This window comes from Frateuria defendens (genome assembly GCF_001182895.1).
Taxonomy (GTDB): Bacteria; Pseudomonadota; Gammaproteobacteria; order Xanthomonadales; family Rhodanobacteraceae; genus Frateuria_B; species Frateuria_B defendens.
This window is the reverse complement of the sequence record NZ_LFQR01000166.1, coordinates 1-10,834: the sequence shown is the minus strand read 5'-3', so window position 1 is coordinate 10,834 and position 10,834 is coordinate 1. Positions and strand designations below refer to the sequence as shown.

The following is a 10,834-nucleotide window of genomic DNA, read 5'->3' as shown; positions in this document are numbered from 1 at the left end:
GCCGCGGCCGGCGACGGCGATGCGGGTGCGCTGGCCGTGGCCTTCGCCGACGGCTTCGCCTGGCGCGATGCGCCGGGGCACGCCGAGCGCTCGCCGCTGCCGCCGCTCTATCCCTTCAAGCTGCGCTGAGCGCCTCGCGCCAGATCGCCGCCATCGCGGCGTCGTACAGGCACAGCCGCACGTCCAGTTCGGGCGACTCGGCGCCCGCCTCGCGCAGCGCGGCGATCGCCACCGGCGCGGCCAGGGTCGGCGGATAGCCATAGACCCCGCAGCTGATAGCCGGAAAGGCGATGCTGCGCAATCCTCGCTCTCGCAACAACTGCATGGCCCGGTAATGGCAACTGGCCAGCAGCGCGGCCTCGCCGCGCCCGCCGCCGTGCCATACCGGGCCGACAGTGTGGATGACGTAGCGCGCGGGCAGGTCGAAGCCGGGCGTGATGCGCGCCTCGCCGGTCGGGCAGCGCACGCCGGGGGCGACTTCCGGCAGGGCGCGGCAGGCGGCCAGCAGGCGGGGGCCGGCGGCGCGGTGGATCGCCCCGTCGACGCCGCCGCCGCCGAGCAGGCCGGCGTTGGCGGCGTTCACGATCGAGTCGACCATGAGTCGGGTAATGTCGGCGACGGCTATGGACAGTGACATGGGGGCATGCGCTAGTGACGCGGGCTAGGTTCTGTTGGGCAAGGGCAACGTATGCTTGAAAGGTTTGCGCCGGAGGGAGGCCCACGACGAAATGACCAAGCCGGAAGATATGCCGTTCGGCTATTTGTTGCAGGATGTCACGCTGTTGTTCCGCAAGCACTTCGACCGTCGCGCGGTGCGCTTCGGGCTGACCCGCGCGCAGTGGCGGGCGATCAAGATGCTGCACCGGAGGGAGAACGTCAGGCAGAACGAGCTGGCGGAGTTCCTGGAGATGGAGCCGATCGCGGTGGGTCGCCTGATCGACCGGCTGCAGACGGCCGGCTTCGTCGAGCGCCGCCCTGATCCGAAGGACCGCCGCGCCTGGCGCCTGTACCTCACCGAGCAGGCCAGGGGCGTGGTCGACGGCATGGAAGACATCGCTCGTGGCCTGCGCCGCGACGCCACCGCGGGCATCGGCATCGAGGAACTGGAGCTGACGCTCTCGGTGCTCGGCCGGATCAAGGACAACCTGCTGGCGCTGGAGCAGGGCGAGGGCGGCGCGGGCCGCGAGCAGGCCAGCGGCTGAGCGCGGCGTCGCGGCAGGCGACGCGAGGGCGAGGCGGTTATGCTGCCGCCAGGGATCGCCAGGGAGACCCAAGGACATGAGCGCACAACGTCGTGGGATCGGCGCGGCCGTCCTGTTGGCCGCGGCCTGTGCCGCACGGGCGGCGACGCCCGTGCTCGGCGACGTGGCACTGCGCGCCTACGCGGAGCGCCCGTGGGACAAGGCCGCGCTGATGGGCAGCACCGTGCGCCTGGGCACGCACCACGGCGTGCCGGTGGTGGCGGAATACCCGTGCGCTGACGTCTGCCCGCAGTACACCGTGCGGATCATCCACTACGAGCTGCCGCCGGGACTGGGTTGTGCCGACGCCGGGGGCGTGGAGCGCAGCGTGGGCGTGCCGGTGGCGATCGCGGTGCTGCCGAAGACGTTCTGCTTTCCCAGGGTGTTGGTCGAGGCGGACCTGCATTACGCGCGCTGAAGACCGTCCGTCCCGGCATGGCGTCTTCCCGGTGAGGGGGACTGTTCGCAGCAGGCATGCCGTGTCGTGCTTCATCGCCGGCCAAAAAAGAAGGCGGCCGAAGCCGCCTTCTTTTCGGAAAGCGGCGCCGGCTTGCGCCGCGCCGCTCGCGGCAGGCGTCAGTCCTCCGCGTGGTCGTCCTTGAACGCGCCGGGCGCGGAGCCGAAGTCGCCGTCGGCCTGGGCCGCCATGTAGGAGAACGCCGCGTACACCGCCACGTTCTGCGCCAGCTCCGCCGGGTCGATCTTGTCCAGCGTGTCGTTGGCGGTGTGGTGCCAGTCGAAGTACTTGGTGCCGTCCTGGGTCAGTGACAGCGCCGCCATGCCCTTGCCGTGCAGCTGCGACAGGTCCGAGCCGCCGCCGCCCGGGCGCTGCGTGTCGTAGGCCACGCCGAGCGGTTCCAGCACCTGGGCGATCTGGCCGATGGCGCCGCGCGCGGAGGGCTTCACGCTGGCGCTCAGGCGCCATACCTTGCCGGCGCCGAAGTCGGACTCGGTGCCAAGCTGGAACTTGGCCACTTCGCCAGCGTGCCTGTCGGCATAGGCGCGGCCGCCCCACAGGCCCATCTCCTCGTTGGCGAAGGCGATCACGCGGATGGTGCGGTCGGGCCGTTGCGGCAGGTCGTGGATCAGCTTGGCCGCGGCCATGGCGATGGCTACGCCGGCGCCGTCGTCGATCGCGCCGGTGCCCGGATCCCAGGAGTCGAGGTGGCCGCCGATCGCCACCACCTGGTCGGGGTGCCGGCGGCCGGTGATTTCGCCGATCACATTGGCACCGGTGTACTCGCCGACGACGCCGCAGTCGAGCGCGAGCTTCACCGTCACCGGCTTGCCGTAGCCCAGCGCGCGGGTGAGCTGGTCGGCGTCGGGGTTGGACAGCGCCGCGGCGGGGATCGCCTTGGCCGGGTCGCGGAAGCCGGTGACGCCGGTGTGCGGCGTGCGGCTGTCCGCATCGGTGCCGGCCGAGCGCAGCAGGTAGGCGGCCGCGCCCTTGGCGGCGGCGATCACCGGACCGGCCACGCGGATGGCCGAGCCCAGGCCGTAGCCGTGGCCGTCCTTCGCCCGCTCCATGCGCGCGTCGACGTAGACGATCTTGCCCTTCACCGCGGCCGGGTCGGCCGCCTTGAGCGCATCGAGGCTGTCGAAGCGCACCACCTCGGCGGCGAGCCCGCCCTTGGGTGTGCCGGGCGAGTAGCCGAGCGCCAGCACCGACAGCGGCTGCGGGAACGGTGCCACGATCTCGGCGTGCTCGCCGTGGCGCTCCCACAGCGGGTAGGTCACCGGCTCGGTGTAGACCTTGTCGAAGCCCAGCGCCTTGAACTTCGCCACCGCCCAGTCGCGGGCGCGCTGGTCGGCCGGGCTGCCGGCCATGCGCGGGCCCACCTCGGTGGTGAGCGATGCGGTGATGCGGTAGGCGGTGTCGTCGTGCAGCGCCCGGTCGCGCAGCTGCTCGGCCGTCTTGACGGCCGAGGCGGGAATGGTGGTGTCGCGGCCGGCGGCGCTGGCGGCGCTGGCGCCGCCGGTGGCGCCGGTGGCGAGCAGCAGGCCGGCGGCGAGCAGGGTAAGGGCGGGGCGGTGCATCGGGCGTTTCTCGCTGGTGACAGGGAATGGGGAGTAGGGAGCAGGGAATCGGAGGCGGCGACGTCGGTGCGCCAAGACGTCCCCCGTTTCCTCGCTTTTTCTTGTGGCGGAAAGCAAACGGGGAACCGGGGCAATGGCGGCTCCGCGCCGGTGGTTCTTCCCTTATTCCCTTCTCCCGATTCCCGGCTTCCGCTACTTCTTCAACAGATCGCGGATCTCGGTGAGCAGCACCACGTCGGCGGGCGGCGCGGCGGGCGCGGCTTCTTCCTTGCGCACCAGCTTGTTGATCAGCTTGACCACCAGGAAGATGGCGAAGGCGATGATCAGGAACTGGATGATCGTGTTGATGAAGGCGCCGTACTGGATCGCCACCTCGGCGACCTTGTGCGCCGGGTCGGTGTCGTCGGCGGGCTTGAGCACCCACTTGAGCTGCGAGAAGTCGATGCCGCCGGTGAGCAGGCCGATCGGCGGCATGATGATCTGGTCCACCAGCGAGGTGACGATCTTGCCGAAGGCGGCGCCGATCACCACGCCGACGGCGAGGTCGAGCACGTTGCCGCGCATCGCGAAGGTCTTGAATTCCTTGAGTATGCCCATGGGGTCTCCTTTTTGTGGTGGCTCGGTGGACGGGGATGGATGCTATCGCCGCGATGGCGGAGGCGGAAGGCCGCGCCTCACACGATCTGCCCGTGCAGTTCGGCGATGCCGTCGAGTTCCGCGTGGAAGCGGTCGCCGCGCGCCAGCGCCGCCACGCCGGCCGGGGTGCCGGTGAAGAGCAGGTCGCCGGCCTTGAGCTCGAACAGCATGGACAGGGCCACGATGATCTGTGCCGCATCGTGCAGCATGTCGCCGAGCCGGCCCTGCTGGCGCAGCGCGCCGTTGACGTGCAGGCGCAGCGCGGTGTCGGCCGAGAGGCGCGCCTCGCCGGCGGGGCGCAGCGCCGACACCGGCGCGGAATGGTCGAAGGCCTTGGCCGTGTCCCACGGGTCGCCGTGGGCCTTGGCCTCGGCCTGCAGGTCGCGGCGGGTGAGGTCCAGGCCCACGCCGTAGCCCCAGATCGCCGCCTGCGCCTGCGCGGTGTCGAGGTGGCTTCCGCCACCGCCCAGCGCCACCACCATCTCCACCTCGTGGTGCAGGTTGGCCGTGCCGGAGGGGTAGGGCACGTCGGCGCCGTCGGCCACCACGGCATCGGCGGGCTTGCAGAAGAACAACGGCCGGGCGCGGTCCACCGGCATGTTCATTTCGCGGGCGTGCTCGGCGTAGTTGCGGCCGATGCAGAACACCCGCCGCAGCGGGAAGCGTGCATCGGTGCCGAGGATGGGCAGGCTGGCCTGGGCGGGCGGCGGGATGACGTAGCTCATGCACCGAGGTTAGCAGTTCCGGCCGGTATTGCGGCCGGGCCGCAAGCGGGGGCGCTGCCCCGCCGCGGGGCTACATGTCGAACTTGGATACCGCGTAGCCGCGTTGCTGGTAGTCGCGCCAGCGCAGGCGCGAGCCGTCGCGCTCGGCTGGGTCGGCGGCCACCACTTCCAGCACGCGCTCGGGCTGGCCGCCGGGGCAGGCCTCGCGCAGGTTGATCAGCAGCGGGCGGTCGGGCGTGTCCACGCCGGGGGGCACGATCAGCACGGCCGTGTGCGCGTCGTCGTCGTCGCCGGCCAGCTGGTGCGGGATGAAGGCGTCCTCGTCGAAGGCCCACAGCAGCTCGTCGATCGCCTCGGCCTGGGCGAAGTCGCGGGCGAGGATCAGCGTGGGCTGCTCGGCCGCGTAGGCCCGCTTCGCCAGCTCGCACACCAGCAGCAGCGGCTGCTCGCGGAAGCGCGGCTTGTCGATCAGGTAGAAATCGGCGCGGGGCATTGGAGGGCCGGGAATCGGGAGTCGGGGATAGGGAGTCGGAAGGAATGGGAGGGCGTCGAAGCGGAAGGCTGCCCGCTTCGACCCGATTCCCTATTTACTATTCCCGATTCCCAGCCGCGGCCGCGGCCCGGTCGATCAGCCACTGCGTCAGCAGCGGCACCGGGCGGCCCGTGGCGAGACCCTTGCGGCCCTCGTCCCAGGCGGTGCCGGCGATGTCCAGGTGGGCCCAGCGCGCGCCCTCGACGAAGCGCGAGAGGAAGCAGCCGGCGGTGATCGCGCCGCCGCTCTTGCCGCCGATGTTGGCGACGTCGGCGAAGCCCGAATCCAGCTGCACCTGGTAGTCGTCCCACAGCGGCAGGCGCCAGGCGCGGTCGAGCGTGGCCTCGCCGGCGGCGAGCAGCTCGGCGGCGAGGTCGTCGTGGCGGCTCATCAGGCCGGAGGCGTGCTTGCCCAGCGCCACCACGCAGGCGCCGGTGAGCGTGGCGGCGTCCACCATCGCCTGCGGCTGGAAGGTGCGCGCGGTCCAGGTGAGCGCGTCGGCGAGGATCAGGCGGCCCTCGGCGTCGGTGTTGAGCACCTCGATGGTGAGGCCGGCCAGGCTGGTGAGCACGTCGCTCGGGCGGTAGCTGTCGCCGTCGGGCATGTTCTCCACCGCCGGCACCACGCACACCAGGTTGAGCGGCAGGCCGAGCTTCACCGCGGCCACGAAGGTGCCGAGCATGCCGGCGCCGCCGCCCATGTCGAACTTCATCTCCTCCATGCCGGCGCCGGGCTTCAGGCTGATGCCGCCGGTGTCGAAGGTGATGCCCTTGCCCACCAGCGCGTAGGGCTTCTCGCCCTCGGCGCCGCCCTGGTATTCGAGCACCACCAGCTTGGGCTTGTTGGCCGAGCCGCGGCCCACGGCGAGCAGGGCGCCGAAGCCGAGGGTTTCCATCTCCACGTGGTCGAGCACGCGGCAGCGGGTCCTGGCGTTGGCCTCGGCGAAGGCCTGCGCCTGCGTGGCGATGTAGGCGGGGTTGCAGAGGTTCGGCGGCAGGTTGGCCAGGTCGCGGGCGAAGCGCACGCCCTCGGCGATGGCGGCGGCCTGGTCGAGGCCGGGCCAGGCTTCCTCGCCAGCGGCGAAGGCGATGGCGGCGAGTTCCGGCTGGCCGTTCTTCTCGCGCGGCTTGAAGGTGGCGGTGTAGCGGTAGGCGGCGTAGTCGCTGGCCAGTGCCGCGGCGCGCACGCGCCAGGCGGCGTCCTGGCCGGGCACGTCCACCTCGGTGAGGTAGGACACGGCGCCGTCCACCGGCAGCCGGCCGATGGCGCGCGCCGCTTCCAGGCTGATCTTCTGGAAGCGCGCCGCGTCGAAGCACTTCTGCGGGCCGAGCCCCACCACCAGCACGCGCTTGGCCGCGATGCCCGCGGGGGCGAACAGCACCGCGCTGGTGGCGGCCTTGCCGGTGACGTCGCCGCTTTCCACCAGGCGCTTGATGGCGCCGTCGGCGGCGCCATCCACGCGGGCGGCGGCACTGGTGAGCACGCCGTTCTCGTAGACGCCGACCACCACGCAGGGCGTGTCGACGGTTTCCGGCGCGGCGGAGGCAAGACTGAACTGGAGCGTCATGGAACCATCCTGCAAACGGGCCCGGCGGCCGCCGGACCGGCTAGACTTGGGGTTTGCCGACCGGTTTACGATGCGGCACGAAGCCAAACATCTTACTGCATGCTGAGCATCCTCGACCGTTATTTCCTGCGCGAGCTGGGCCAGACCATCGCCGCCACCACCATCGTGCTGGTGGCGATCTTCGCTGGCACCTCGTTCGCGGGCGTGTTGAAGCAGGTGGCCAACGGCAGCTTCCCGGCCAGCGTGATGTTCCAGGTGCTGGGCCTCAACATGCTCGACGGCCTGGCCACGCTGCTGATGCTGGCCGGGTTCCTGGGCGTGTTGTTCGGGCTGGGCCGCATGTACCGCGAGAGCGAGATGCACGTGCTGGCCTCCTCCGGCATGGGGCCGCGCCAGTTGCTGCGGCCGGTGGCGATCCTGGGCGCGGTGCTGGTGGTGCTGGTCGGCGCCGTTTCGCTGTGGCTGGGGCCGTGGGCCGCGCGCACCTCCGACGCGCTGATCGCCGCGGCCAACCGCTCGGTGATCGCCGCGGGCCTCGATGCCGGCCGCTTCACCGAGCTGCCCGGCAAGGGCGGCATCATCTTCGTGGACAGCCTGAGCCGCGACGGCAGCCTGCTGGGCAAGACCTTCATCGCCACCGAGCGGGTGGCCAAGGACGGCAGCCATGCGGTGAAGGTGGCCACCGCCAAGCACGGCCAGCTGTACCAGGAGAGCAACGGCGACGGCCGCTTCGTGGCGCTCTACGACGGCTGGCAGTACGAGGTGCCGCTGGGCGCCGACAACTGGCGCAAGATGCGCTACGAGCGCAACGACACCTCGCTCTCGAGCATCCAGTCCGACGACGACAACGACCCGGCGCACGAGCTGGGCCTGTTCGCGCTGATGCGCACCGACAGCGCCGACGCGCGCGCCGAGTTCGCCGGCCGCACCATCGCGCCGGCGATGATGCTGGTGCTGGTGATGCTGGCGCTGCCGCTGTCGCGGCAGAGCCCGCGCGAGCCGCGCTTCGGCCGCCTGCTGCTGGCGATCCTGAGCTTCTACTTCTACTACGTGATGCTGGCGCTGTGCCGTGGCCAGATCATGCGCGACCGCTGGCACCATTCCACCGCGCTGTGGCTGATCAGCGCCCTGGTGTTCGGCCTGGGCGTGTGGATGTTCCGCCGGCAGTACGCACCGCGCCGGCCGCGTGCGGCCGGCCAGGCGGTGGCGCCGTGAGCGCGCTGCGCGTGAAGCGGGTGGACTGGCTGGTCGGCACCGCGGTGCTGGGCGCGCTGCTGGTCACCTGGCTGGTGCTCACCGGCATCGACGTGGTGTTCCAGCTGATCAGCCAGATCGGCCACATCGGCAAGAACGGCTACACGCTCACCAACGCCATCGTCTACGTGCTGGTGACCACGCCGCGCCGCCTCTACGAGATGTTCGGCAACGCGGCGATGATCGGCGGCCTGCTGGGCCTGGGCGGCCTGGCCGGCAGCAGCGAGCTGATCGCGCTGCGGGCGGCGGGCATGTCCAGGCTGCGCATCGCGATCTCCGCGGCGGGCGTGGTGGCGGTGCTGACGGTGGGCGTGGTGATCCTGGGCGAGACGGTGGGGCCGTGGGGCGACCAGCAGGCGCAGGCGATGGACCTGCGGCTGAAGTCCAACAACCTGGGCCTGGGCGGCAACAGCGGCCTGTGGGCGCGCGACGGCGACCGCATCATCAACGCGCGCGGCACGCTGCTGCGCGAGGTCAACGGGCAGAACCACGTGCAGCTGATCGACGTGCGCGTGTTCACGCTCACCCCCGACGGCCAGCTCACCCGCTTCGACTGGGCCAAGACCGCCTCGCACGACGGCCACCAGTGGCAGCTCGCCGACGTGCGCAGCACCACCCTGGACGAACACGGCACGCACAGCACCACCGCGCCCAGCCAGACCTGGCAGTCGAGCCTCAATCCCCGCGTGCTGGAGCAGTCGGTGATCCACCCCGAATACCTGCCGATGCGCGACCTGCGCCGCAACATGGCCTACCGCGAGGCCAACGGCGAAAGCCCCGGCGTCTACGCGGAGGCGTTCTGGGGCCGCGCGCTGTATCCGCTCAACGTGCTGGTGCTGGTGCTGTGCGCGATGCCGTTCGCGTTCGGCGCGCTGCGCTCGGGGGGGCTGGGCAAGCGCATCTTCATCGGCATGCTGCTGGCGATCGGCTGGTACTTCATGCAGAAGGCGATGGTGAACCTCGGCACCGTGTACGGCATGCCGGCGCTGATCGCCAACCTGCTGCCGCCGGTGCTGCTGGTGCTGCTGGCCTGGCTGTATTTCCGGCGCCACGCCTGAGAGCCGGTCGAGACGTTCAGCCGATTTCCCGCACCGGCCAGCGTTCGGGCCGCACCGAGGCCCCGGCATGCCGGGCCGCGGGCAGGGTGAACCAGAACAGGCTGCCGCGCCCCGGCGCCGAGCGCAGGTCGATGCGCGTACGCAGCAGCCGCGCGTGGCGCACGGCGATGGGCAGGCCCAGACCATAGCCCGCGCGCGCCGCGTCCTGGCCGGCCGGCAGTTGCACGAACTCCTCGAAGATGCGCGCGTGGTCGGCCACGTCGATGCCCGGGCCGGCGTCGCGCACCTCGATGCGCACGGCATCGCCCTGGCGCCGCGCGGCCACCAGCACCCGCCGTCCGGCGGCGTGCACCAGCGCATTGCTCACCAGCTGGCGCAGCAGGCCGGCGGAGAGGGCGAGGTCGCCATGCAGCCGGTGATGCCCGCCGCGCCACAGCAGCACGGCGCCGTGCCGCGCGGCTTCGCCGGCGAGGCGGAAGCGGTCGCGCAGGAACAGGTCCTGCGCGCTGAAATCCGCCGCCGAGGGCGTCACCACGCCGGCCTCCAGGCGCGCGAGTTCGAGCAGCGCGTCAAGCAGCCGGGTCATGGCGCCGATGCTGGTGCGGATCTGCGCAGAGAAGCCCGGGCGCAGGCCGCCGTCGTCGGGCAGGCTGGCGGTGAGCAGCTGCAGCGCGTGCAGCGGCTGGCGGAAATGGTGGCCCACCTGGGCGATGAAGTGCGACTGGCCGGGCGTGCCTTCGGCGTCTTCCGGCATCGACCGGCCCGCGCGGGCGATGGTCGAGGGCGCGGCGGCGGGCAGTCCCGGGGGGCTGTCCGCGTGGGCGGCCTTCGCTTCGTCTGGACGGCCATACAGATGGTGGTACATCAGCCCCGTGAGCAGCGCCAGGGCAGCGCCGCAGCCGCCTCCGGCCAGCCAGGCATCCAGTACGCGGCGCTCCAGCGGCTGCGGGTCGAGGTAGGCGCGCAGCACCTGCGCGGCGTGGCCCGGGGGCGCGATGCGCCGCTCGTACCGGCGCCATGCCTCGGTGCCGTCGATGGCGGAATCGCCGGCCACGTACAGATGGTTCGCGTCCGGCTGCCATTCGATCCGGCGCAGGGGCGCGCCCGGATGGCTGGGCAGGGCGCCCTCGAGCAGCGCCTGCGGGTCGCGGCGTTCGCCGACGGCCAGGGCCAGGGCCAGCTGTTCGAGGCGCAGGCCGACGCGCAGGTCCATTTCCTCGCGCAGGGTGCGCGCGCGCTGCGCGGTGAGCAGGCCGGTCAGCAGCAGCGCCAGCAGCATGCCGGGCAGCACGCCGAGGGCGAAGGGGCGCAGGCGTTGCCAGGTGGCGGGGGCGGTCGGGGTGGGCTCGTCCTGGCCCGGGTGCCGCTTGGATTCGAACGAGCGGTCGGCGTGCGTCGTCGGCATGGCGTGAGCACTGGGGTGGGAGGGGACGGCGCCGTTCCTGGCGTGATCGCAGTGTAGAAAGAGCGCTCGCCTGCCTACGATACGCAGTTCGGTCTAAGCGGTTCGGTCGGGTCCGCCTGGTGTGCGGCGGCGCGGCGCGCGGGCGTCGCTTTTGGCCTGTCGGCATGCGGCAGGCGCTAAGAGCTTGTTCGTGATCTCTCTTGGTGTCCGTGAGGGGAGGGCGTGCGGTGGTGTTGAAGCCCGATCCTATCGAAGCTCCGTCGTGGTCTGGCCGGCCTTTGGCCGGGGTTTCGCTCATCTGCCGATGAGCGAGTTACTTTCTCTTGCTTGTCCAAGAGAAAGTAACCAAAGAGAAAGACACCCCGAGGGCGCGCCTTCC

The 10,834-nt window shown here is 71.4% G+C and carries 11 protein-coding genes; 4 read left to right on the top strand and 7 right to left on the bottom strand.

The genetic code is table 11. The features are described 5' to 3' along the window. Positions 1-115: 115 nt before the first annotated feature. The gene (locus tag ACH65_RS17370; RefSeq protein ID WP_049623895.1) at positions 116-637 is read right to left on the bottom strand and encodes an O-acetyl-ADP-ribose deacetylase; all 522 of its coding nucleotides are present in this window, start codon (positions 635-637) and stop codon (positions 116-118) included. Positions 638-728: 91 nt separating this feature from the next. Here ACH65_RS17370 and ACH65_RS17365 point away from each other — a divergent pair, with 91 nt between their 5' ends. Both ACH65_RS17365 and ACH65_RS17360 read left to right on the top strand, forming a co-directional pair. Next, positions 729-1,202 carry a MarR family winged helix-turn-helix transcriptional regulator gene (locus ACH65_RS17365; protein ID WP_049623894.1) on the top strand — a complete coding sequence of 158 codons (474 nt, stop codon included), beginning with the start codon at positions 729-731 and terminating at the stop codon, positions 1,200-1,202. Between the two features lie 76 nt (positions 1,203-1,278). Then, positions 1,279-1,659: a hypothetical protein gene (locus tag ACH65_RS17360; protein ID WP_049623893.1), complete on the top strand. Its 381-nt coding sequence runs from the start codon at positions 1,279-1,281 to the stop codon at positions 1,657-1,659. Between the two features lie 158 nt (positions 1,660-1,817). Here the strand turns inward: ACH65_RS17360 and ACH65_RS17355 are convergent, their stop codons facing one another. From ACH65_RS17355 to ACH65_RS17335, 5 genes are all read right to left on the bottom strand, one after another. Beyond that, entirely contained in the window at positions 1,818-3,278 is a 1,461-nt protein-coding gene (locus ACH65_RS17355) for a M20/M25/M40 family metallo-hydrolase (RefSeq protein ID WP_049623892.1), read from the bottom strand. Positions 3,279-3,470: 192 nt separating this feature from the next. Further along, positions 3,471-3,875 carry a large-conductance mechanosensitive channel protein MscL gene (mscL, locus tag ACH65_RS17350; RefSeq protein WP_049623891.1) on the bottom strand — a complete coding sequence of 135 codons (405 nt, stop codon included), beginning with the start codon at positions 3,873-3,875 and terminating at the stop codon, positions 3,471-3,473. 77 nt (positions 3,876-3,952) lie between these two features. Continuing rightward, positions 3,953-4,639: a fumarylacetoacetate hydrolase family protein gene (locus ACH65_RS17345; RefSeq protein ID WP_049623890.1), complete on the bottom strand. Its 687-nt coding sequence runs from the start codon at positions 4,637-4,639 to the stop codon at positions 3,953-3,955. Positions 4,640-4,709: 70 nt separating this feature from the next. After that, the gene (locus ACH65_RS17340; protein ID WP_049623889.1) at positions 4,710-5,132 is read right to left on the bottom strand and encodes a DNA polymerase III subunit chi; all 423 of its coding nucleotides are present in this window, start codon (positions 5,130-5,132) and stop codon (positions 4,710-4,712) included. A gap of 97 nt (positions 5,133-5,229) precedes the next feature. Beyond that, positions 5,230-6,738, bottom strand: coding sequence for a leucyl aminopeptidase (locus ACH65_RS17335; RefSeq protein WP_049623888.1), 1,509 nt, complete (start codon positions 6,736-6,738; stop codon positions 5,230-5,232). A gap of 99 nt (positions 6,739-6,837) precedes the next feature. On the opposite strand from ACH65_RS17335, the gene lptF reads away from it, so the two are divergent. Both lptF and lptG read left to right on the top strand, forming a co-directional pair. Beyond that, positions 6,838-7,953 carry an LPS export ABC transporter permease LptF gene (lptF, locus tag ACH65_RS17330; RefSeq protein ID WP_049623887.1) on the top strand — a complete coding sequence of 372 codons (1,116 nt, stop codon included), beginning with the start codon at positions 6,838-6,840 and terminating at the stop codon, positions 7,951-7,953. Then, positions 7,950-9,050 carry an LPS export ABC transporter permease LptG gene (lptG, locus tag ACH65_RS17325; protein ID WP_049623886.1) on the top strand — a complete coding sequence of 367 codons (1,101 nt, stop codon included), beginning with the start codon at positions 7,950-7,952 and terminating at the stop codon, positions 9,048-9,050. The genes lptF and lptG overlap by 4 nt, the downstream gene beginning before the upstream one ends. A 16-nt stretch (positions 9,051-9,066) precedes the next feature. Here the strand turns inward: lptG and ACH65_RS17320 are convergent, their stop codons facing one another. Further along, positions 9,067-10,455, bottom strand: coding sequence for a sensor histidine kinase (locus tag ACH65_RS17320; RefSeq protein ID WP_049623885.1), 1,389 nt, complete (start codon positions 10,453-10,455; stop codon positions 9,067-9,069). Between the last annotated feature and the right edge of the window lie 379 nt (positions 10,456-10,834).